Origin of the sequence: Citrobacter sedlakii NBRC 105722, from assembly GCF_000759835.1 — a bacterium.
GTDB classification, from domain to species: Bacteria; Pseudomonadota; Gammaproteobacteria; order Enterobacterales; family Enterobacteriaceae; genus Citrobacter_A; species Citrobacter_A sedlakii.
On record NZ_BBNB01000009.1, the window covers coordinates 247,191 to 270,190 of the forward strand.

The following is a 23,000-nucleotide window of genomic DNA, read 5'->3' on the forward strand; positions in this document are numbered from 1 at the left end:
ATCGCCCATTACCACGTCATGCAAGCCGCATTGAAAATACCGCCCGCCAGTGCGGAGGTGCCCATAAATAGTCCCGCCGCCGTATTATGCTGAATAATTTTCTCGCTCAGCGTCGGCATATACAGCCTGACGCTAGCGTAGATGATGAGCTGAATGACCAGCGCAATGCCTCCCCAGGCAAAATAATCCGGAATGCTAACGGCGTTTATTGCCGCGCTGGATAACGGAATAACATATCCCAGCAGCGTACCGCTGAAGGCCAGCGAGGCTGCGGTGTTATTAGTTTTTATCAATCGCCATTCATTGTGCGGCGTAATTTTGGAGTAGATAAAAAGGAAAAGGATAACCATCGCCGCGCCAATAAAAAAATAGGCGCAGAAGGCCAATAATGAATCCAGAATGTGCATCACATGCTTCCCTGTAATTAACCAATAATATTCAATGAAGTCAGGGGAATATCAACGCCCAGCGCGCGTGAAAAGACCCACTCGGGCTCTCCGCGCTCGTCAAATGTCTCCTCCCCGTTCAGCAACAAGTATTCCCAGGTGTCGTCAGTGATCTGACGCTGGTAGCCCATCGAGAAATTGTGGATATCCCATTTTGCCTGCTGTTGATTCTCCACTTTTTCCAGCATAAAGATCGGCGCGATGTTTCCCGGCTCCTCGCGGTTAAAAAATCGCTGCCAGCGCTGCGCCTGCCAGGTCAACGTCGGCGTACCAATGGCCACTGGACTGATGGCCGCACGCCAGTGCGCCTCCTGATTTATGCCGTCACAGGTCTGGTAAACGAACAGTTTGATGTCGTCGATATCCTCGACGCCCGTGCCTCCGGTGGTGTTTATCTGTAAAAACTCATCGCCGGAGGTGTAATAACGGAAAATTTGACTGCCTCCCCCCAGATCGATATGGCTGACAGCCGCAACGGTATATTCTTCACCGGGCAGTTCCACCAAAAGCGACGCCTCCAGTAGGCGGAACGCCAGCGTATCCAGCGTAAACCCGGCATTGAGGTGCAGTCCTAACGGTCCACGAACCGGCGCCTGTGGGGCAGACCTTCTCCACAGCCGTTGAAAGAACGACGTCATCTCGCTTCTCCTATCTCTTGCCAGGCGACATCGTCCGCCAGGATGCGGCTGTTGCCGACCAGGTGTAACCACATGCCACCGCGGACTTCGGTTGAAATCACCGGGTTTAGCTCCATGCCACGACCGTTCTTGCAATGGCTGATACCGAGCACCGTCGCGTCATGATGAAGTTTCATATAGCGCATCAGCGCGCCATAGCGGAAAGGCGTAACCGCTTGCGGCACAGGCAGGGCAAAGCCGGTGTCGCCGAGCATGGGATTCATAATGGAAGCCACCGACTGTGAGGAACCGGGATCCTGGATCGAACGGGACAACTGCTCCGCGGAGAGATTGCGCACAATTTCTATTTGCGGACAGTGTGTTTCAAGCAGTCCGGCGTAACGTTCATCTTCCAGATACACCACGATATGGCTGTGCGGCGGAACAAAGCCCGCCAGCGATAGCGCAGCGGTAAAGGTCTGCTCGTCTGTTCTGGCATAAATGATTACGCTCTGGCAGTGGCTCAGCCCCATCCGCTGATGTTCCTGTGGGTCGTTAATATTACTGACGCGCAGGAAATCCACCCAGCGGTTGCCTGACAGCGGGTGTTGCATCTCGTCCCACTCACACAGCAAAACCCGTTCAAAGGCGCGTCGGGTATCGTAAAGCAGAAGCGAGATCATCTTCTCCGTCTGATGGCCCCGCCAACCAATCACCAGCATATGTTTACGCAGATGTCGAAAATCGCCCATCCCGGTTAATCCTTTCGCTAACGTTCCTTGTACCTGCGCAATGACCTTTCCCATCAGCGCACCAAATAAGCCAACGCTTACCGGGATTTGCCAGAGGCCGGTAAACAAACGTCCTCCGGCGGTCTGCGGGCTTAAGTCACCAAAACCCAGCGTAGACCCCACCACCGAACAGTAGTAGATGAAGTCGCTCAGGCGACCGACCAGCGCCGTTTCACCCAGCAGGGTCAGAACCAGATAACAAATCAGGTACTGACTGATAAACAAACCCAATAACGCAGGCCAGGTCACCCGGGAAAGGTGCCGCTGGCAGGCCCTGACAAGCCAGGTGAACAGCATTACTCACCTTTTTGCTGTTGCAGGCGCGCTAACACATCCTGAGCTGAACTTTTATTGCTGCCGCCGATGCCCACTTCAGCCAGCCGCTCGTCCAGATCGCGCCCATCCGCCACTTTTTCCAACTGCGCCGCCGCGTCCAGCCGTGCCTGACGTTCTGCCTGGCGCGTCTGGATGCGCTTGAGTGATTCTGCCGCTGTAGAGACGTTGGAGGAGGCGCCTACGGTAGAGGTGGTGACCGCCTGCTGCGCGCGCTGCATCGCCTCCGTCGCCTTTACGACTTCCAACTGCTGCTCAAATTGTGAAATGCGCTGACCGGTGGCTGTTACGGCTCTCTCTACGCCGTCCCGCGACGCTTCAAGGTTAGCAAGTACTTGCTCTTCTGCCGTAATGAGGTTTTCCAGGCGCGCTATTTCTTCTGCGACCTCATTGATTAACGCGGCGTCGACATTTTTATTCAGCGCTTCCAGCGCCCGCTTCTCGAGGCTGGCTTTACGCTCGCGCAAATCATAAAGTTTGTCGTTGCTGAGTTTCACCCGGGCGAGCAGTTCGACACGCGACTGATTCGCTTTATTAAGTTCAGTTTTAGCGTCGCGAATATGCTGCTCCAGCATTCTTACGCCCTGCGCTTCTTCAATTGAAGCTTCCGCCTGGGAGATCACTGATTTACCCAGCGTAAATAAACTTTTTAAAATACCCATCATTTTCTCCCTGATGATTACTGCGCGTACTCTTCCGTGACTTCTGCGAGATCTAACGCATTTTCGACCAGCGTGGTAATTTCGAGAACAACATCGTTCAACGAGGAATATAGCGATAGCGCGCCAAACACCACGTAGTACTCTTCATTCTGTATGCCCGAAATGCCAACCGATGAGAGCGGCAACATTTTCTGGTGACGGAGCAGGAAAAGATTAAATTCAGGCTGATTATGAATCGCCGTCACCGGACAGACTCGTGTTTCAATAATTATCTGTCGTGAGGTAAATAACACCGAGAGCAGCAGGTCGCCATAATCATTCATTTTAATGATTAAGGCATTTTCATTATTTGTGATTTCTATATTTAAAGCGACATTATTCTGTAGCGCATCAGCAAGCGCCAGCGGAGTCCATGGCATATAACATTTCCCATTGAGTCATAATCCATTTTAGTCGGTTATAGTAATCGCAATAAATAAAAAAAAGCCATCCGAAAACGGATGGCTTTTACTTAAAAAGAGATTTAGCTGCGCTGACGCACAGCTTCGAAAAGGCAAATCCCAGTCGCCACGGAGACGTTCAGCGATGACACGCTGCCTGCCATTGGAATGCTGATAAGTTCGTCGCAGTGCTCACGGGTCAGACGGCGCATACCTTCACCTTCCGCGCCCATCACCAACGCCATGCGGCCGGTCATTTTGCTCTGGTAAAGCGTATGGTCGGCCTCACCTGCCGTTCCCACAATCCAGATGTTCTCTTCCTGCAGCATACGCATGGTACGCGCCAGGTTAGTGACGCGGATTAACGGAACGCTTTCGGCAGCGCCACAGGCGACTTTTTTCGCCGTCGCGTTCAGTTGCGCCGAGCGATCCTTCGGCACAATCACCGCATGTACGCCAGCGGCGTCTGCGCTACGCAGACAGGCGCCGAGGTTGTGTGGATCGGTGACGCCGTCAAGGATCAGCAGGAACGGTTGATCGTGTGAAGCGATCAAATCCGGCAGATCGTTCTCCTGATACTGACGCCCCGGCTTCACCCGGGCGATAATCCCCTGATGTACCGCACCCTCGCTTTTTTCATCCAGAAACTGGCGGTTCGCCACCTGGATGACCACGCCCTGCGCTTCCAGCGCGTGGATCAGCGGCAACAGACGCTTATCTTCACGACCTTTAAGAATAAAGACATCCTGAAAACGCTCAGGAGCACGCTCAAGCAGGGCCTGCACCGCATGGATGCCGTAAATCATTTCACTCATGAAAGTACTCATTAAGGTTGTTTTCGCCGGGTCAGGTTAGCGGCCCGGCGGCAGTTTTTCGCAATTATTCGGCGGCGTTTTTCTTCGCCGCGCGTTTAGCTTTAGTAGCGGCGGCGATTTTCAGCGTTTTTGCCGAAGGCTTTTTCGCTTTTTTATCGCCTTTTTTCGCCGTTGACGGCCTGGCCTTCGTCTTCTTCTCACCGCGGAATGCGCTGTCTGGCTCAAAGTTCACTTTTTTGCCGACCTGCCGACGACGGCTGGTTTTTTTCCCGGCATCGCCTTTCTTCGCTTTCTCACGCGCTGTCTTGCCAACGTTGCGCGGCGCGCGTTCGCTGGAGATCAGGCTAAAGTCGATCTTACGCTCATCCATATTGACCGCTTCGACGCGCACTTCCACGCGATCGCCCAGACGGTAGGTCTGGCCGCTGGATTCGCCGGTCAGACGCTGCCCGACCTGATCGTAACGATAGTAGTCGTTTTCCAGCGAGGAGACGTGTACCAGACCATCAATAAACAGTTCATCCAGACGCACAAAGAAGCCAAAGCCGGTGACGCTGGCAATCACGCCTTTAAAGACGTTACCCACCTGATCGAGCATAAAGTCGCACTTCAGCCAGTCGGCCACGTCGCGCGTCGCTTCGTCGGCGCGGCGTTCAGCCATCGAACAATGCTGGCCCAACTGGAGCATCTCTTCCATCGAATAATGGTAGCCGCCGGTTTCGGTGGTGTTACCTTTATGCCCCTGCTCTTTCGCCAACAGATATTTGATGGCGCGGTGCAGCGAGAGATCCGGATAACGGCGGATCGGCGAGGTAAAGTGAGCATAAGATTGCAGCGCCAGACCAAAGTGACCACGGTTTTCCGGATCGTAGATCGCCTGTTTCATTGAACGCAGCAGCATGGTTTGCAGCATTTCCGCGTCCGGACGATCGGCAACGGATTCCAGCAGTTCCGCATAGTCGCGCGGTTCAGGTTTGTTTCCGCCCGGCAGTTCGAGTCCCAACTCCGCCAACACGGAACGGAAAGAGGTGATCGCCTCTGTGGTTGGCTTGTCGTGGATGCGGAACAGCGCAGGCTCTTTGGCTTTCTCAACGAACCGCGCCGCAGAGATGTTCGCCAGAATCATGCACTCTTCAATCAGCTTATGGGCGTCGTTACGCTGGGTTTGCTCGATTCGTTCAATACGACGTTCAGCGTTAAAAATAAACTTCGCTTCTTCGCTTTCAAACGAGATACCGCCACGTTCTTCACGCGCTTTCTCCAGCACCTTGTACAGATTGTGCAGTTCTTCGATATGCTTCACCAACGGTGCGTACTGCTCGCGCAGGTCCTGATCGCCTTGCAGCATATGCCAGACCTTGGTGTAGGTCAGACGCGCATGAGAGCTCATCACCGCTTCGTAGAATTTGTAACCGGTCAGACGGCCTTTATTCGAGATGGTCATTTCGCAGACCATGCACAGGCGGTCCACCTGCGGGTTCAAAGAACACAGGCCGTTGGAAAGCACTTCCGGCAGCATTGGCACAACCTGCGACGGGAAGTAAACGGAGGTGCCGCGGTTGCGCGCTTCCTGGTCGAGCGGCGTTGGCGGACGCACGTAATAGCTCACGTCGGCAATCGCCACCCACAAACGCCAGCCGCCGCCGCGTTTCTTCTCGCAATAAACCGCATCATCAAAATCGCGGGCATCTTCGCCATCAATGGTCACCAGCGGCAGAGAACGCAGGTCAACGCGCCCTGCTTTCGCCGCTTCCGGAACCTCTTCTTTCAGCCCGGCAACCTGCTTTTCGACTGCCTGTGGCCAGATATAGGGGATTTCATGGGTGCGCAGCGCCATATCAACCGCCATGCCGGTGCCCATGTTGTCGCCCAGCACTTCGACGATTTTACCCACCGCTTTGGTGCGACGCGTCGGACGCTGAGTGAGTTCAACCACCACCACAAAGCCCATACGCGCGCCCATGATCTCTTCCGGCGGAATAAGGATGTCAAAACTCAGGCGGCTGTCGTCAGGGACGACAAAACCCACGCCCGCTTCGGTAAAGTAGCGGCCCACAATTTGGCTGGTTTTCGGCACCAGCACGCGCACGATACGCGCTTCACGGCGGCCTTTACGATCCGCGCCCAGCGGCTGCGCCAGCACCTGATCGCCATGAATGCAGGTTTTCATCTGCTCGCTGGAGAGGTACAGATCGTCTTTACGCCCTTCGACGCGCAGAAAGCCGTAACCATCACGGTGGCCGATAACGGTACCTTTCAACAGGTCAAGACGTTCCGGCAGCGCATAGCACTGGCGGCGGGTGAAGACCAACTGGCCGTCACGCTCCATTGCGCGAAGGCGACGACGCAGGGCTTCCTGCTGCTCTTCGCCTTCAATATTCAGTTCTGCGGCCAGCTCGTCACGGTTGGCCGGTTTTTCACGTTTTGTTAAGTGTTCGAGGATAAATTCCCGGCTCGGGATAGGGTTCGCGTACTTTTCAGCTTCGCGTTCCTGGAAAGGATCTTGTGACATTGAGGTTCCTCCATTGTCAGCTCCGGTGGAGATTTTCGTCACTCCACCAGCAATAATTTATAAAGCGGTTGATTTTCTTCAACCAAATCGGCAAGCGTGTAGTTGTCCAGTTCCGTCAGAAAACATTGCACGGCCTTAGAAAGCGCCTGTTTGAGTCGACAGGCAGGGGTGATATGGCAAAACTCGCTGCTACAGTTCACCAGCGACAACGGTTCGAGTTCACGCACGACGTCGCCGATACGGATAGTATTCGCGGCTTTGCCCAGGCGTATCCCGCCGTTTTTTCCCCGGATAGCAGTAATGAAGCCCGCCCGGCTAAGTTGATTGATTATTTTGACCATATGATTACGGGACACGCCGTAGACTTCTGTCACCTCAGAAATACTGGTCATGCGTCCTTCCGGTAGCGACGCCATATAGATTAGCGCACGTAATCCGTAATCGGTGAAACTCGTTAACTGCACATCAACCTCAAGGAAAAGGGGAAAACGGGATACAACTCATTTATTGATGATAAACCAGCCACTCGCCAGGTCGCTAATTTATTTCAGTTTGGGAAGGAAAAAAGCGAGGATATTGCATTGTACATAGCCGGATGGCGGCGAAAATGCCTTATCCGGCTTACAAGGCCCGGTCAGCAAAGCGCTACCGGGCATTATACCTTAATTATGCGTCGTACGGGTCACGCAGAATCATGGTCTCAGTACGGTCCGGGCCGGTAGAGATGATATCAATCGGCACACCGGTCAGTTCTTCAATACGCTTAATGTAATTGAGCGCCGCCTGCGGCAGACCGCTACGTTCTTTCACGCCAAAGGTGGATTCAGACCAACCCGGCATGGTTTCGTAGATCGGCTCGATACCTTCCCAGTCGTCAGCCGCCAGCGGCGTCGTCGTCACTTCACGGCCATCCGGCATACGGTAAGCAACGCAGATTTTCACTTCTTTCAAACCGTCCAGTACGTCCAGTTTGGTCAGGCAGAAGCCGGACAGTGAGTTGATCTGCACCGCACGGCGCACGGCGACGGAGTCCAGCCAGCCGGTACGACGGCGACGTCCGGTGGTGGCGCCATATTCGTTACCCTGCTTGCAGAGGAACTCGCCGGTTTCATCAAACAGCTCAGTCGGGAACGGACCCGCCCCCACGCGCGTGGAGTAAGCTTTGATGATACCCAGAACGTAATCCACATAACGTGGGCCCAGGCCAGAGCCGGTCGCCACGCCACCCGCGGTGGTGTTAGAGGACGTTACGTACGGATAAGTACCGTGGTCGATATCCAGCAGCGTACCCTGCGCGCCCTCGAACATGACGAAATCGCCACGCTTGCGCGCCTGGTCCAGCAGATCGGAAACATCGACAACCATAGAGGTCAGGATGTCGGCAATCGCCATCACATCATCCAGCACTTTCTGGTAGTCAACGGCTTCGACTTTGTAGAAGTTCACCAGCTGGAAGTTGTGATATTCCATCACTTCTTTCAGTTTTTCAGCGAAGGTAGCTTTGTCGAACAGGTCGCCGACGCGCAGACCGCGACGAGCCACTTTGTCTTCATAAGCCGGTCCGATACCACGACCGGTCGTCCCGATCGCTTTCGCGCCACGCGCTTTCTCACGCGCATTATCCAGCGCTACGTGGTAATCGAGGATCAGCGGACACGCTTCAGACAGGAGCAGACGCTCACGGACAGGGATGCCACGGTCTTCCAGACCTTTCATCTCTTTCATCAGCGCAGCAGGAGACAGAACAACACCGTTACCGATGATGCTGGTTACGTTCTCACGAAGAATGCCTGATGGAATAAGATGGAGGACGGTTTTTTCACCGTTGATTACGAGAGTATGGCCTGCGTTGTGTCCACCCTGGTAGCGCACAACATATTTAGCCCGTTCAGTCAGAAGATCGACGATCTTTCCTTTACCTTCGTCACCCCATTGGGTGCCCAGTACGACGACGTTGTTACCCATTTTTCAAAATCACCGTTTGCTTAAAAATGGATTCTACCATCGCTTTTTCAGATATACAGCACTTTTTGCATGCAAAAATCAGCTAAATTCGCCGCTTTTTTGATCAGCCAATCGTTTTCCTCAACATGTAGTAGACCACAACGCCCGCAACCACAAGTCCGCCGCCAAAACGACGTAACGTATTTTCCGGCAGTTGCGTCATTGCGGAAATCATCTTCTTCCACGCGCGCGGATAGAGCATCGGGCCTAAACCTTCCAGCACCAACACCAGGGCAAGCGCCAGCCAGATTGTTTCGTTCATTTCTGCTCCTTATAAAAGAAAACCACCGCTTCCGGAGAGAGCGGTGGTTTGAAAACTCAAACGCGTTGAGTTTATCGCGTTGCGGTATTCGGTGTCTTCATGTAGCGGAAGAAATCGCTGTCCGGGCTCATGACCATGACGTCCTGATTTCCTTCGAAGCTCTTCTCGTAAGCGCGCAGGCTACGAATAAAGGCATAGAAGTCAGGATCCTGGCTGAACGCGTCGGCAAACAGTTTCGCCGCTTCGGCGTCGCCTTCACCGCGCAGGATACGCCCCTGACGCTCAGCTTCCGCCAGCGTTTTGGTCACTTCGTAATCGGCAGCCGCGCGCAATTTTTCCGCTTCTTCCTGACCCTGTGAACGATGACGACGGGCGACCGCTTCACGTTCAGCGCGCATACGGTTGTAGATCGCTTCGGACACTTCGGTCGGCAGGTTGATCTGCTTGATACGCACGTCCACCACTTCGATACCTAACGCAGCCATACTGTTCGGGTTGATCACCGGCACATTGCCGTTGGTTTCAGCCTGAACGCGCTCTGCGGCTTCAGCAATGGCGTTATCCGCCGCTGGAGTCGCCACTTCGTCTTCCGTTCCCGCAGAACCGGAGTTCAGCGCGTCACGGACTTCCAGAGTCAGACGACCACGGGAATCGGTCACGATGTCTTTCACATCCAGACGACCAATCTCAGAACGCAGACGGTCAGAGAACTTACGTTTCAACAGCACTTCCGCCTGCGACACATCGCCGCCGCCCGTTGCCAGGAAGTAACGGCTGAAGTCGCTGATACGCCATTTGATGTATGAGTCGACGATCAGGTCTTTTTTCTCTTTCGTGACGAAACGATCGGCCTGGTTATCCATCGTCTGGATACGCGCGTCCAGCATTTTCACCGACTGAATAAACGGCACCTTGAAGTGCAGCCCCGGTTCATAGATCAACGGTTTCTTATCGTCATCACGCACGACGCTGCTGAACTGGAACTTAATGCCACGCTCGCCTTCTTTCACTACAAAGACTGAGGTATAGAGCACTACCAGCACGATGATGACAATCGCAATAACTGACTTACGCATCGTTATTCCCCCTGACGCTGGTAGTCGTTACGCTGCGCGTTAGCGCGGCGTTGGTCCATAATATCGCCCTGACTGGTGGACGAGGTGTTGCTTGCTCCGCTACTGCTGGAAGATGACGTAGTCGGCAAGCGCAGCAGGTCGGAACCGCTGTCGCGTTTTGTTGCCGGCGCGTTGCCGCCTTTCAGCATCTGATCCAACGGCAGTACCATCAGGTTACCGCCCTTGTCGTTGACCAGCACTTTACGGGTATGGCTCAACACTTTTTCCATCGTCTCGATATACAGACGCTCGCGAGTGATCTCAGGGGCGGCTTTATATTCCGGCAGGATTTTCGCGAAGCGCGCCACTTCACCCTGGGCTTCCAGAATGGTTTGCGTTTTGTAAGCGCGCGCTTCTTCAAGAATACGCTGTGCCTGACCGTTCGCACGCGGCTGAACTTCGTTGGTGTACGCTTCCGCTTCACGGATGTATTGCTGTTCGTTTTCACGTGCGGCAATGGCGTCATCAAACGCGGCTTTCACCTCTTCCGGCGGACGAGCAGCCTGGAAGTTGACGTCCAGCAGGGTAATCCCCATGTTGTACGGACGGATCGTCTCTTCCAGTTCACGCTGGGTGTCGCTACGAATAACGGTACGCCCTTCGGTCAGAATACGGTCCATGGTGTATTTACCGATAACGCCGCGCAGGGCGCTGTCGGTCGCCTGACGTAGACTGTCGTCGGCGCTGGTCACGCTAAACAGGTATTTTTGCGGATCGGTGATGCGGTACTGAACGTTCATCTCGACGCGCACGACGTTTTCGTCAGAGGTCAGCATCACACCGGACGCCGCCAGTTCGCGAACCGCTTCCACGTTCACCGGCGTCACCTCATCGATAAACGTCGGTTTCCAGTTCAGACCCGGCTCAACCAGATGACTGAATTTACCGAAGCGCGTAACAACGCCGCGTTCAGCTTCTTTAATGGTGTAGAAACCGCTTGCCGCCCAGATAATGACGATAGCTGCCGCCGCGATGGTGACGACACGTCCGCCCAGATGCGGGCGAGGGCCTTGCGATGAGCTTCCGCCGCCAGAGCCGGTACCTTTACCGCCACCCAGTCCACCGAGCTTTTTGCTCAGCTTACGGAAGATATCATCAAGATCAGGTGGCCCCTGCTCGCGACCACCTTTGTTTCCATTTCCCTCAGAGTTGCCGCCTGGTTTGCTGCTTCCCCACGGGTCGCGGTCTTGTCCGTTATTACCGGGCTGATTCCACGCCATGTTTGTGCTCCATATTTGTTATGCGGTGATATACCCACTGTGTTCCAGGTGATGACAACGTCGCACCAGGTGGCTTGTCGTATAACCCGAAATGCTCAGAGTATTGGGCAAAAATCCTCAGGCCCTTTCCTCCCGGTCAGACAACGTAGTCGGCCAGGGAAGGTTCTTGTTTACAGAGGCGACGCCAGTCCACGATCGGCAGGCGAACCTGCAAGCTCATGCTGCCGTCATCCTCCATCCACTCTTTTTCTATTGCCTGAAGCTGATAAAAACGACTTCTCAGACGCCCTTCCTGCGGCGGCAAACGCAGCGTATGTTGCGCTACCTCGCCGGAAAGCCGTTCCGTCAAAGCCTGAAAAAGCTGTGGTATTCCGATCCCTGTCTGCGCGGAAAGCCAGACACGGATCGGTTTGTTCTCTTCATCCCTGTCGATACGCGGCTCGAAGTCGTCCAGCATATCGATTTTATTCATCACCATCAGGGTTGGGATCTCGTGAGCATCGATCTCCTCGAGAACCGTATCCACTGCGTCGATGTTCTCCTGCACACGCACATCAGCAGCATCTACAACGTGCAGCAACAGCGTGGCCTGACGCGTTTCCTGGAGGGTGGCTTTGAACGCCGCCACCAGGTCATGCGGAAGATGGCGGATAAACCCTACGGTATCCGCCAGCACGGTTTCACCTACGTCCGCGACGTCAATACGGCGCAACGTGGGGTCCAGGGTTGCGAACAGTTGGTCTGCCGCATAGACCCGGGCTTCTGTAATTTGGTTGAAAAGGGTAGATTTTCCGGCGTTGGTATATCCCACCAGCGAGACGGTCGGGACATCCGCTTTAATGCGCGACTGTCGCCCCTGCTCACGTTGCTTTTCAACTTTTTCCAGGCGCGACTGGATCTGCAAAATACGATTACGCAATAAACGGCGGTCGGTTTCGAGCTGGGTTTCACCCGGACCGCGCAAACCAATCCCGCCTTTCTGTCTTTCAAGGTGGGTCCAGCCACGGACAAGGCGCGTAGCCAGATGGCGCAGCTGCGCCAGCTCAACCTGCAGTTTCCCCTCATGGGTACGCGCACGTTGAGCGAAAATATCCAAGATAAGACCGGTACGGTCGATAACACGACACTCGCACAAACGTTCCAGGTTACGCTCCTGGGCCGGGCTTAATGCATGGTCAAATAGCACGACGGCAGCGCCAGTCGCTTTTACGGCTTCCGCAATCTCAACAGCCTTACCTTCACCTACAAAGTACTTCGGGTGCGGTGCTTTACGGCTACCGGTAATCACCTGCATTGCTTCGACACCGGCGGAAGACACCAGAGATTCAAACTCCTGGAGGTCTTCCATATCTTTGTCTTGCGAAAAATAGATGTGTACCAGTACCGCCTGCTCACCGGCGTCATAACGGTCAAACAAGCGTCAACCCCTCGATATAAATCAGCGGGGAACGCAGATAACCTGGCTCCCCGTGTGTAAAACAGCCAGAAACGTTATTCAGTTTCTTCGCTGTCCTGCGGCGCAGAAGAACCCTGCGCGTTGCTACCGTGATGATAGTTGCTGCTGGTACCGCCACCGGTATTGTTGCTGTGATGAGAAACCGGACGAGACGGGACAACAGTAGAAATCGCGTGCTTATAAACCATCTGGCTGACCGTGTTTTTCAACAGGATCACGAATTGATCAAAAGACTCGATTTGACCTTGCAGTTTAATACCATTCACCAAATAAATAGAAACTGGAACACGTTCCCGACGCAGTGCGTTCAGGAACGGATCTTGTAAAGATTGCCCCTTAGCCATTCTCTCTTTTCCTTATATGCTTTGTACTTTGAACCTTTTGGTTCTGAAAAATTGCGCACGATACGTCTCAATTGTACACATTCAGTTCGCGATAGCACCAACAACCTGTAATACTTCGTTGAGCGCCTGTTCAGGTTTTTCGCTGTCAAGCCAGCGCACCCCATCCCAGCCGCGCAACCAGGTCATCTGACGCTTCGCCAACTGTCTCGTGGCGCAAACACCTCTATAAACCATTTCATCGTATGAAATTTCGCCTTCAAGGTACGACCACATCTGGCGATATCCCACACAACGAATGGAAGGCAAATCCGTATGCAAATCTCCACGGGCAAATAGCGCCCGGACTTCTGCTTCAAAACCTGAAGCCAACATCTGATGAAAACGCTGCTCGATGCGTTGATGCAGCAATTCACGACTCGCCGGGGCGATGGCAAACTGATACACCTGGTACGGTAAAGCATCACCTGACGTTTGCGTCAGTTCCGTTAAAGTTTTACCCGAAATGAAAAAAACTTCCAGTGCCCGGGAAAGCCTTTGCGGATCATTCGGATGAATACGCGCAGCGGCGACAGGGTCAATCGCCTGAAGCTGCTGATGCAACGCATCCCATCCGTGCTCTACCGCCTGCTGCTCTATTCTGGCCCTGACCTCCGGGTCCGCCGACGGCAGCGGCGAAAGCCCTTCCAGCAACGCCTTGAAATACAGCATTGTTCCGCCCACCAGCAGCGGAATTCGTCCGGCTGCGGTGATATCTGCCATCTCCGCCAGCGCATCGCGGCGGAAATCTGCGGCTGAATATGCCTGCAACGGATCGAGAATATCTAACAATCGGTGCGGCGCCGCCTGTAACTCTTTCGCGTCCGGCTTCGCCGTACCGATATCCATCCCCTTGTAGATAAGGGCGGAGTCAACGCTAATCAACTCTATTGGCAAAACTTTACGCAGTTCAATCGCTAACGCCGTTTTGCCCGAGGCCGTCGGCCCCATCAAAAAAATTGCCTTTGGCAGGCTCGCCTTAGGGGTATCACTCATGTTTCAGGGCATTCATCGCCGTATGTAAATCAACAGGTTGTAACAGACCACCCGGCGGCGCCTTCACAAGCTGCGGACAAAGCCGCTCCACGTCAGCCAGCAGCGTAATGGCCTGCGCCATGGTCCACTGCGCGTGTTCGCTCATTAAATTGCGTGCAATCCACTGCGCCATATTGTCAGGTTCGAGCGCTGACTGCTGCGTCAGGTAGCCTATCAGTTCAGGAATCAAGATTTGTAAATTTTGTTGGCGTAAGGGTAAAGGCACCGCCCGAACGGTCACATGCTGGGCATCTGACTGAAATTCGATCCCCAGTTTCGCCAGCGCGTTTTGCGCGTTTGTCAGCGCCGCTTTTTCTTCAGCGGTCACCTTCAGGCGCAGCGGGATGAGCAGCGGCTGCGCGCAAACCTCTCCCTCGCCCGGCGTCAGCTGCGCCTGACGTAGCCAACGCTCCGCCACCGGCAGCGCCAGCAGGTGAATTTGCCCATCACGCTCAAGCAACGCGCAGTCGTGACCAACGATTGTCAACACGCGTCCAAAGCTCTGGCTATGTCCGGATAACGCGGAAACCGCCGTTTCCGGCGCGCGCGTTTTGCCTGCGGGAACCGGTTCAGGCGTCTTTAGGAGCTGCCGATAGACCTCTCCTTGTTGCTTCTGGTAGCCCGGCTGAGCATGGGGCCAACCGGCCTGCGTCGGACGCGCGCCGCCGCTCGCAGGCGAAACAGGAGAAGAATAACGCGGCGCTGTCGTTTCGCGCGCCTGCGCAGGCTCGGCAAAATGGTTACGCCCTGCCGCCACGCGGTTTTCCGGCACGTGTCTTGGCGCAGGAGCGTCATCCCCCTCCAGCGGCAGCGGCGACTCAAGCTGCTGTTGCAGCACGCTCAGCACGCCCTGGTAGATAAAATCATGTACCAGGCGCGACTGATGAAAACGGACTTCATGCTTGGCTGGATGCACGTTCACATCGACCTGATGCGGGTCTATTTCCAGATAAAGCACGAAAGCCGGCTGCTGATCGGCGCCAAGCTTATCTTCACAAGCCTGACGAATAGCGTGATTTATCAGCCGGTCGCGCATCATACGACCATTCACGTAACAGTACTGAATTTCTGCCAGCGCCGTGGTGGTGTGATGGGGATCGGCAACCCAGCCGCGCAGGGTGAGATCGCCATGCTGCCACTCGATAGTCAACGCCTGTTCAAGGAATGGCGCGCCGCAAATCGCGCCAAGACGGCGCTCTTGCGGCCCGTCTTTCGCCACCGCGCGATACTGGCGCACCAATTTACCGTTGTGCGACAAATTGATGGTCACGTCAAAACGCGCCAGCGCAATACGGCGAATGATCTCATCAATATGATTAAACTCGGTTTTTTCGGTTCGCATAAACTTGCGACGGGCGGGCGTGTTATAGAACAGGTCCAGCACTTCCAGCGTGGTGCCTACGGGATGCGCGGCGGGTTTAACCGTCACATCCATATCACGCCCTTCAGCATAGGCTTGCCAGGCTTCCTGCTGATCGGCGGTGCGGGAGGTTAACGTCAGGCGGGAGACTGAGCTGATGCTGGCCAGCGCTTCGCCACGAAAACCGAGGCTGATAATCGCTTCCAGATCGTCGAGCGAGGCGATTTTACTGGTGGCGTGACGGGCCAGCGCCAGCGCCAGTTCGTCTTTCCTGATGCCGCAGCCGTTGTCGCGAATACGGATAAGCTTCGCGCCGCCGCGTTCGATATCAATATCGATACGCGTTGCGCCCGCATCAAGGCTGTTTTCCACCAGTTCTTTGACCACCGACGCAGGTCTTTCCACCACCTCGCCTGCGGCAATCTGGTTCGCCAGTTGTGGCGGTAGCACCTGAATCGGCATGACAATTCCTTAGTTAATCAACGACTCGCCAGGCGTAACGGCGCTCGCGGTTTGTGTCCCTTGTGGACCTGACTGCAGGGGATGCGCCTGGAAGTAGCTCCGCAGTCCTTTGTAAATCGCTTCGGCCAGTTGCTGTTGGTACGCATCGCTGGCGAGCAGCCGTTCTTCGCTGTGGTTACTGATAAATCCGGTTTCAACCAACACCGACGGAATATCAGGCGATCGTAGCACCCCCAGGCTGGCATGCTCCGGACGCCGCTTATGCAATGACCCGATACGTTCGAGCTGGCCTAACATATTGGTTGCCACATCATACCCTACGCGCTGGGAATGGCCGAACTGCAAATCCAGAACCGCCTGGCTTAAGTAAGGGTCGGACTGACTGTTCGCCAGTACGTCGCCCGCGCCGCCGAGCAGCTCGGATTGTTTTTCATGCTCTTCCAGCCAGTTCGCCATTTCGCTATTGGCGCGACGGTTAGACAGCACCCACACCGACGCGCCGGTAGCATTACGGTTTGGCGCGGCATCGGCGTGAATCGACACCAGGAAATTGGCGTTCTGCTTACGCGCCACATCGGAGCGGCCCATTACCGAGATGAAATAGTCGCCGTCGCGGGTGAGAACGCCTTTAAACATAGGATCGTTATTCAGTAGCGTGCGCAGCTTGCGGGCCACCGCGATGGTCACGTTTTTCTCCCGCGTGCCGCCGGGGCCAATCGCCCCTGGATCCTGCCCACCGTGCCCGGCGTCGATGGCAATGACCACCTTGTCGCCGTTACTGGTCGTCGTACGCGCGGCGGGGCGCGTGATGGTATGACTGCTGGTGACGGCCGTAGTACGCTCATTGCTGGATTTAAACGGGTTTCGCGCCGGTTCGCTCGGGCGTGGCGTCACCACGGGCGGTTCAACCCGCTTTGCGACCACTGGCGGAGGCGGCGGCGCATCGGCGTTGATCGTAAAGACGACGGTGTAATTGCCGCCATTCTGCCGTTTTACCGCTTCAGTCTTGCCGTTTTCCGTGAGATCGACCACCAGCCGCAGCGACTGCGGATCCTGCGGCGTGCCGGAACGTATCGTTTTCACCAGGTTATTGCCGCTAAACTGCAGCGGCAGCCCTTGAATCACGCCGGTTTGCTTAATATCCAGCGCGACGGTACGTTTACCCTGCTGCGAAAAGGCGTAATCCGGATCGCCGATAAAGCTCAGCGTAATCCGCGCCTGCTGTTCACCGTTTGAAACCTGAATATCGGACAAACTGGCCGCGCCAGCCTGCGCGCACAGTAACACCAGCGTTGCCGCCAGCCACTTTCTGATGCGATACATCATCCCGCCACCTTTAAGGTTAACCGGCTAAACGCGCAATCAGCGCTTCCCCGGAGGAGGAAACGGCGCTAATTCGCGCCTCACGGCCTTGCGCCTTATACTCTAAATGGATTTCAATATCCGGGTCCGGCAATACACCTTTCCCCTGCTGCGGCCACTCCACCAGACAAATGGCGTCGTTGGCAAAATAATCCCGGATCCCCATAAATTCCAGTTCTTCCGGATCGGCGAGGCGATACAGATCGAAGTGATAAACCATCAGGTTATCGAGCGCATAGGGTTCGACCAGCGTATACGTTGGGCTTTTTACATTACCGGCATGGCCTAACGCCTGCAGGAACCCGCGGCTAAAGGTGGTTTTACCCGCGCCTAAATCCCCGAACAAATAGATAACGGTCGCGCCGTCGCAGGCGTGGGCGACCCGCAGCCCCAGGTCTAACGTGGCCTGTTCGTCAGGTAGCGGAATTACTCGATTCATCATGATAAACGTCAATCACATCTGGGTTAACAATACGCTGTAGCGTGGAAAAAAGATCGGTTGCCAGCATGCCGCGCATGCCAAAACGTGCTGCCAGAACATCTGCCGCCGCGCCGTGGGCAACACAGCCCGCACAGGCTGCATCATACGGGGTAAGCTTCTGTCCAAGCAATGCGGCAATGATCCCGGAGAGCACATCCCCCATACCGCCGCTGGCCATTCCTGCATTTCCGGCATCAATTATTCCCAACGCATTCGGCTCCGCGGCAACCACCGTTCCCGCGCCTTTCAACACCGCAACGCCTCCATAACGTTTTACCAGACGCTGCGCAGAAAGTAAGCGATCGCTTTCAATTTCTGCGACAGAACAACCCAGTAACCGCGCGGCTTCTCCCGGATGCGGCGTGATGACGCGATTGTGACGTTTATCGGGGTTGATTGCCAGCAGGTTCAGCGCATCGGCATCCCAGAGCATTGGTTTGCGAAAATTCTCGACCTTCTGCAGCGCTTTTTTGCCCCATTCCGCCTGGCCGAGCCCAGGGCCAATCACCACGACATCCGCCCATTCGAGGCTCTCATCCAGCGTCTGCGGCGTCAGCTCATAAACCATTAATTCCGGGCGAGCCGTCAACAACGGCGCGATATTCTCCCTGCGGGTTAGCACCCGCACCAGTCCGGCGCCGGTACGCAACGCCGCTTCGCCGGCCATGCGAATGGCGCCCGCGGTGCCATGATCGCCGCCAACGATCGCCAGGCGACCATGATCGCCCTTATGAGAGGTAGGACGACGCGGCGCCAGCCATTGCGCGAGCAGCGAAGCGTCAACGCGCCGGATCGGCGACGCCTGACCTGCTAACCACTCTTCCAGACCCAGCGCGTTAAAATGCAGTTCGCCCACCACATCGCGGGCCTTTCCGGTCAACAAGCCCGGCTTCAGCGCGATAAAGGTGACGGTGCGATCGGCATCGATTACCGCGCCCGGCGTTGCGCCCGTTTGCGCCAGCAGCCCGGACGGGATATCAACCGCCAAAACCGGCGCGGGATGGGCGTTGGCCTGTGCAATGAGTGCGGCGATCGGTTCATGGGGCGCCTGGGTTAACCCGGTGCCGAGCAAAGCATCAACAATGAGGTCCACTTTTTCCGGCCAGATAATCTCCGGCGCATGAATAATTCCCCCCGCGTTCAGCCAGGCTTCCCGCGCCTGTTCGGCCTCTTCCGGCAGCGGCTTTTCGCTCTCCTGAGCCAGCAACGTGACGTTAATGCCCGCCGCTTTCGCCAGCCTCGCCACCACATATCCGTCGCCGCCGTTATTCCCGTGACCGCACAGCACCAACCAGTGGCGGGCATAAGGCCAGCTTTCACGCGCGACGTCAAACGCCGCTTCTCCGGCACGCAACATCAGTTCAAACAACGTCAACCCAAGCGTATCAGCAGCCTCTTGCTCCAGTCCTCTGATGTCGTCGGCGGGCCAGAGGGAGTGTGGTATACTTACGGGGTTTTTCTTTATGGTATGGTCCGTCATGTCAGAGCCCCTCGATCTCAATCAGTTAGCGCAAAAAATTAAGCAGTGGGGGCTGGAACTGGGCTTTCAGCAGGTAGGTATTACCGATACTGACCTCAGCGAAGCCGAACCCAAACTGCAGGCATGGCTGGACAAACAGTACCACGGCGAGATGGACTGGATGGCGCGCCACGGCATGATGCGCGCGCGCCCTCATGAGCTGTTGCCTGGTACGCTGCGCGTTATTAGCGTGCGTATGAACTATCTTCCCGCCAGGGCTGCGTTTGCCAGCACGCTGAAAAATCCTGACCTGGGTTACGTTAGCCGCTACGCGCTGGGGCGCGACTACCATAAGCTATTGCGTAACCGACTAAAAAAACTGGGTGAGAGGATTCAGCAGCATTGTGTCTCGCTGAATTTTAGACCTTTTGTTGACTCTGCGCCCATTCTGGAGCGACCGTTGGCGGAAAAAGCGGGTCTGGGGTGGACAGGTAAGCACTCACTTATCCTCAACCGGGAAGCGGGGTCGTTTTTCTTTCTGGGTGAATTGTTAATCGATCTCCCGCTGCCCGTGGACCATGCCGTTGAAGACGGATGCGGAAAGTGCGTCGCCTGCATGACCACCTGCCCAACTGGCGCGATTGTCGCCCCTTATACGGTAGATGCCCGCCGCTGTATTTCTTACCTTACAATTGAACTCGAAGGCGCCATTCCCGAAGACTTGCGTCCCTTAATGGGCAACCGGATTTACGGCTGCGACGACTGTCAGCTCATCTGTCCGTGGAACCGATATTCACAATTAACGGACGAAGCGGATTTCAGCCCACGCCAACAACTGCACGCGCCGGCGCTAATTGAACTCTTCAGTTGGGACGAAGCTCGCTTTTTGAAAATCACCGAAGGTTCAGCTATCCGGCGCATTGGTCACCTGCGCTGGTTACGGAATATCGCGGTCGCCCTTGGCAACGCGCCCTGGCATGAAGACGTGCTCTGTGCGCTGGAAAACCGCCGGGGTGAGCACCCACTTCTCGATGAACACATCCAGTGGGCGATCGCGCAGCAAATCGCAAAGCGAAATGCCAGTGCAGTCGAGGTGCAACTCCCGCAGCAGAAACGTCTGGTCAGAGCCATTGAAAAAGGGCTTCCACGGGACGCATAAGTCGTCCACAGCCTGTGCATAAAATTAAAAACACATTGCTATTCAAGCACGAAAAAATCGTCAAGCGATCCGCTTAACAATTTAAGATGTTATTTATTTCTTATATTTCAGCGGGATATAAAAATATCATTCACTCTGCGAAGCGTTTTAAACGCAGAAGACAAATACGCAGTCTGTGGATAACTCTGTTTACAAGAATATATCATGAACGAAAAGAGACGCACCACGAGCAGCCGTTCACTGTGGATATGTGTAGAGATAAGAATTTGGAGCGGGAAACGAGACTCGAACTCGCGACCCCGACCTTGGCAAGGTCGTGCTCTACCAACTGAGCTATTCCCGCTTGGGTGGTCTGTGCGTTGAGGCACTTTCAAATTTTGGAGCGGGAAACGAGACTCGAACTCGCGACCCCGACCTTGGCAAGGTCGTGCTCTACCAACTGAGCTATTCCCGCTTGGGTGGTCTGTGCGTTAAGGCACTTTCAAATTTTGGAGCGGGAAACGAGACTCGAACTCGCGACCCCGACCTTGGCAAGGTCGTGCTCTACCAACTGAGCTATTCCCGCTTAATCTTCGTCTTCCGAAAAATCGAAATCCTGCGATTAATTTACTGCCGTTTGTTGCTGTCGTAATTCGCATTTCTGCGTCGTTACGGGAGGCGCATTATACGAGAAATCCTTTCTCCTGCAACCCCTTCAAACGCAATTTTTTATGAAATTCGTTTGAATGCTGATTTTATCAGCAAAGCGTATAATTTAGCGGCAATCATCCCCCTGTGCAAGTGAGACGACCAGCGATCAGGCCGGGCGCGGCGTCGCCACACCCGGCACAGCAGGCGGTTAAAGCTGAATAAAATGCTCGCGATAGTAAGCCAGTTCCGCCACCGACTCGCGGATATCGTCCATCGCCTGATGCGTGCCCTGCTTGGTAAAACCCTCAAGAATTTCCGGCTTCCAGCGACGCGCCAGCTCTTTAAGCGTGCTCACGTCGAGATAACGGTAGTGGAAATACGCTTCCAGCTCCGGCATATACTTAAACAAAAACCGGCGGTCTTGTCCGATACTGTTCCCGCAGATTGGCGATTTGCCCTGTGGCACCCACTCTTTCAGAAATTCAAGGGTCGCCAGTTCCGCTTCGCGATCGCCCATCGTGCTCGCCTTCACCCGCTCCACCAACCCGCTGGCGGTATGTGTGCGCACGTTCCAGTCGTCCATCAGCGCCAGTTGTTCATCAGACTGATGCACCGCGATGGTCGGCCCTTCGGCCAGAATCGTAAGATTTGCGTCGGTGACCAGCGTGGCGATTTCAATTATGCGATCGCGCTCGGGATCCAGACCGGTCATCTCAAGATCAATCCAAATCAGGTTGTTTTCATTGGCACTCATGCTATTTTCCACCCTTCAGTGGTCACGTTTTCGTGTGACTATATTCATTTAGAATTGCGTGTATCATAAATGTTTTGCCCATCATGGGCGACCAGGAGTCAGTACGATTGAGTAAAAATAAACTCTCCAAAGGCCAGCAGCGCCGTGTGAACGCTAATCACCAGCGTCGTCTCAAAACGTCTAAGGAGAAGCCAGACTACGATGACAACCTGTTCGGCGAGACCGCTGAAGGTATTGTCATTAGCCGCTTCGGCATGCATGCCGACGTCGAATCCGCCGACGGTGAAATTCACCGCTGCAATATTCGCCGTACAATCCGCTCGCTGGTCACTGGCGACCGCGTGGTCTGGCGTCCGGGTAAAGCCGCCGCCGAAGGCGTCAATGTGAAAGGTATCGTGGAAGCGGTACATGAACGCACCTCGGTGCTCACGCGCCCGGATTTTTACGATGGCGTCAAACCGATTGCCGCCAACATTGACCAAATCGTCATTGTCTCAGCCATATTACCGGAGCTGTCGCTGAATATTATCGACCGTTATCTCGTGGCGTGCGAGACGCTTCAGGTTGAACCGATTATCGTGCTCAATAAGATCGATTTGCTGGATGACGACGGCATGGCGTTTGTGAACGAGCAGATGGATATCTATCGCAACATCGGTTATCGCGTACTGATGGTTTCCAGTCATACTCAGGATGGCCTGAAGCCGTTGGAGGATGCGCTGACCGGGCGAGTCAGTATATTTGCCGGGCAGTCCGGCGTCGGTAAATCCAGTCTGCTGAATGCGCTGCTGGGCCTGCAGGAAGAGATCCTCACAAACGATGTTTCCGACAACTCGGGGCTTGGGCAGCACACCACCACGGCGGCGCGCCTGTATCACTTCCCACACGGCGGCGATGTCATTGACTCCCCTGGCGTACGGGAATTTGGTTTGTGGCATCTGGAGCCGGAACAAATTTTCAACGGTTTTGTCGAATTTCACGACTTCCTGGGATTATGCAAATACCGCGACTGTAAGCATGATAGCGACCCCGGTTGCGCCATCCGTGAAGCAGTAGAGGACGGTAAGATTGCGGAAACCCGTTTCGAGAACTATCACCGCATTCTTGAAAGCATGGCGCAGGTAAAAACGCGTAAAAACTTTTCTGATACGGACGACTGACAGATACCCTAAGCGTCGTTAGAATCGTCCCCTTTTTTCAGGATACTGGCGTGAATGCCGGTTCAGGTAAAACAATAGCCTGGAG

Annotated in this window: 22 protein-coding genes and 3 tRNA genes; 2 read left to right on the forward strand and 23 right to left on the reverse strand. The window is 54.9% G+C overall.

Going from position 1 to position 23,000, the window contains the following annotated elements:
• Window positions 1-8: 8 nt before the first annotated feature.
• From CSE01S_RS13985 to nnr, 19 genes are all read right to left on the reverse strand, one after another.
• On the reverse strand, window positions 9-407 hold the full coding sequence (locus tag CSE01S_RS13985; RefSeq protein WP_042289568.1) for a DUF350 domain-containing protein: 399 nt from the start codon (window positions 405-407) through the stop codon (window positions 9-11).
• A gap of 17 nt (window positions 408-424) precedes the next feature.
• Complete coding sequence (locus CSE01S_RS13990; protein WP_084589020.1) at window positions 425-1,108, reverse strand: YjfK family protein; 684 nt, start codon at window positions 1,106-1,108, stop codon at window positions 425-427.
• The gene (locus CSE01S_RS13995) at window positions 1,081-2,151 is read right to left on the reverse strand and encodes a potassium channel family protein (RefSeq protein WP_042289572.1); all 1,071 of its coding nucleotides are present in this window, start codon (window positions 2,149-2,151) and stop codon (window positions 1,081-1,083) included. Before CSE01S_RS13995 ends, CSE01S_RS13990 begins: the two co-directional genes overlap by 28 nt.
• Window positions 2,151-2,849 carry a PspA/IM30 family protein gene (locus CSE01S_RS14000; RefSeq protein ID WP_042289574.1) on the reverse strand — a complete coding sequence of 233 codons (699 nt, stop codon included), beginning with the start codon at window positions 2,847-2,849 and terminating at the stop codon, window positions 2,151-2,153. The genes CSE01S_RS13995 and CSE01S_RS14000 overlap by 1 nt, the downstream gene beginning before the upstream one ends.
• A 17-nt stretch (window positions 2,850-2,866) precedes the next feature.
• Window positions 2,867-3,268 (reverse strand): YjfI family protein, encoded by a 402-nt coding sequence (locus CSE01S_RS14005; protein WP_042289575.1) that lies wholly within the window; start codon window positions 3,266-3,268, stop codon window positions 2,867-2,869.
• Between the two features lie 104 nt (window positions 3,269-3,372).
• Window positions 3,373-4,104: a 23S rRNA (guanosine(2251)-2'-O)-methyltransferase RlmB gene (rlmB, locus tag CSE01S_RS14010; protein WP_042289578.1), complete on the reverse strand. Its 732-nt coding sequence runs from the start codon at window positions 4,102-4,104 to the stop codon at window positions 3,373-3,375.
• A gap of 64 nt (window positions 4,105-4,168) precedes the next feature.
• The gene (gene rnr, locus CSE01S_RS14015; RefSeq protein WP_042289581.1) at window positions 4,169-6,616 is read right to left on the reverse strand and encodes a ribonuclease R; all 2,448 of its coding nucleotides are present in this window, start codon (window positions 6,614-6,616) and stop codon (window positions 4,169-4,171) included.
• A gap of 38 nt (window positions 6,617-6,654) precedes the next feature.
• Window positions 6,655-7,080 (reverse strand): nitric oxide-sensing transcriptional repressor NsrR, encoded by a 426-nt coding sequence (gene nsrR, locus CSE01S_RS14020; RefSeq protein WP_042289582.1) that lies wholly within the window; start codon window positions 7,078-7,080, stop codon window positions 6,655-6,657.
• 202 nt (window positions 7,081-7,282) lie between these two features.
• Window positions 7,283-8,581, reverse strand: coding sequence for an adenylosuccinate synthase (gene purA, locus CSE01S_RS14025; protein WP_042289586.1), 1,299 nt, complete (start codon window positions 8,579-8,581; stop codon window positions 7,283-7,285).
• A gap of 103 nt (window positions 8,582-8,684) precedes the next feature.
• Window positions 8,685-8,882: a DUF2065 domain-containing protein gene (locus CSE01S_RS14030; protein ID WP_042289588.1), complete on the reverse strand. Its 198-nt coding sequence runs from the start codon at window positions 8,880-8,882 to the stop codon at window positions 8,685-8,687.
• A 71-nt stretch (window positions 8,883-8,953) separates the two neighbouring features.
• Entirely contained in the window at window positions 8,954-9,958 is a 1,005-nt protein-coding gene (hflC, locus tag CSE01S_RS14035; protein ID WP_042289590.1) for a protease modulator HflC, read from the reverse strand.
• 2 nt (window positions 9,959-9,960) lie between these two features.
• Window positions 9,961-11,217: an FtsH protease activity modulator HflK gene (gene hflK / locus CSE01S_RS14040; RefSeq protein WP_042289593.1), complete on the reverse strand. Its 1,257-nt coding sequence runs from the start codon at window positions 11,215-11,217 to the stop codon at window positions 9,961-9,963.
• 136 nt (window positions 11,218-11,353) lie between these two features.
• Complete coding sequence (hflX, locus tag CSE01S_RS14045) at window positions 11,354-12,634, reverse strand: ribosome rescue GTPase HflX (RefSeq protein ID WP_042289596.1); 1,281 nt, start codon at window positions 12,632-12,634, stop codon at window positions 11,354-11,356.
• A gap of 74 nt (window positions 12,635-12,708) precedes the next feature.
• Window positions 12,709-13,017: an RNA chaperone Hfq gene (gene hfq / locus CSE01S_RS14050; protein ID WP_042289598.1), complete on the reverse strand. Its 309-nt coding sequence runs from the start codon at window positions 13,015-13,017 to the stop codon at window positions 12,709-12,711.
• A gap of 81 nt (window positions 13,018-13,098) precedes the next feature.
• Window positions 13,099-14,049 (reverse strand): tRNA (adenosine(37)-N6)-dimethylallyltransferase MiaA, encoded by a 951-nt coding sequence (miaA, locus tag CSE01S_RS14055; protein WP_042289600.1) that lies wholly within the window; start codon window positions 14,047-14,049, stop codon window positions 13,099-13,101.
• Window positions 14,042-15,910 carry a DNA mismatch repair endonuclease MutL gene (gene mutL / locus CSE01S_RS14060; RefSeq protein ID WP_042289603.1) on the reverse strand — a complete coding sequence of 623 codons (1,869 nt, stop codon included), beginning with the start codon at window positions 15,908-15,910 and terminating at the stop codon, window positions 14,042-14,044. The genes miaA and mutL overlap by 8 nt, the downstream gene beginning before the upstream one ends.
• A 9-nt stretch (window positions 15,911-15,919) precedes the next feature.
• Complete coding sequence (amiB, locus tag CSE01S_RS14065; protein ID WP_042289605.1) at window positions 15,920-17,236, reverse strand: N-acetylmuramoyl-L-alanine amidase AmiB; 1,317 nt, start codon at window positions 17,234-17,236, stop codon at window positions 15,920-15,922.
• A gap of 16 nt (window positions 17,237-17,252) precedes the next feature.
• Window positions 17,253-17,714, reverse strand: coding sequence for a tRNA (adenosine(37)-N6)-threonylcarbamoyltransferase complex ATPase subunit type 1 TsaE (gene tsaE, locus CSE01S_RS14070; protein ID WP_042289607.1), 462 nt, complete (start codon window positions 17,712-17,714; stop codon window positions 17,253-17,255).
• Window positions 17,686-19,233, reverse strand: a complete 1,548-nt coding sequence (gene nnr, locus CSE01S_RS14075; protein WP_042289610.1) for a bifunctional ADP-dependent NAD(P)H-hydrate dehydratase/NAD(P)H-hydrate epimerase — start codon at window positions 19,231-19,233, stop codon at window positions 17,686-17,688. The genes tsaE and nnr overlap by 29 nt, the downstream gene beginning before the upstream one ends.
• Between nnr and queG the strand changes: the two genes are divergently transcribed.
• Entirely contained in the window at window positions 19,232-20,371 is a 1,140-nt protein-coding gene (gene queG, locus CSE01S_RS14080) for a tRNA epoxyqueuosine(34) reductase QueG (RefSeq protein WP_042289612.1), read from the forward strand. The genes nnr and queG overlap by 2 nt on opposite strands.
• Window positions 20,372-20,638: 267 nt before the next feature.
• On the opposite strand, the gene CSE01S_RS14085 is transcribed toward queG, so the two are convergent.
• The 4 genes from CSE01S_RS14085 to orn form a co-directional block, all read right to left on the reverse strand.
• Window positions 20,639-20,714: transfer RNA gene (locus CSE01S_RS14085), tRNA-Gly, on the reverse strand.
• A gap of 35 nt (window positions 20,715-20,749) precedes the next feature.
• Window positions 20,750-20,825, reverse strand: a tRNA-Gly gene (locus CSE01S_RS14090).
• 35 nt (window positions 20,826-20,860) lie between these two features.
• Window positions 20,861-20,936, reverse strand: a tRNA-Gly gene (locus CSE01S_RS14095).
• 273 nt (window positions 20,937-21,209) lie between these two features.
• On the reverse strand, window positions 21,210-21,755 hold the full coding sequence (gene orn / locus CSE01S_RS14100) for an oligoribonuclease (protein ID WP_042289614.1): 546 nt from the start codon (window positions 21,753-21,755) through the stop codon (window positions 21,210-21,212).
• 107 nt (window positions 21,756-21,862) lie between these two features.
• On the opposite strand from orn, the gene rsgA reads away from it, so the two are divergent.
• Entirely contained in the window at window positions 21,863-22,915 is a 1,053-nt protein-coding gene (rsgA, locus tag CSE01S_RS14105) for a small ribosomal subunit biogenesis GTPase RsgA (RefSeq protein ID WP_174435351.1), read from the forward strand.
• Window positions 22,916-23,000 lie beyond the last annotated feature (85 nt).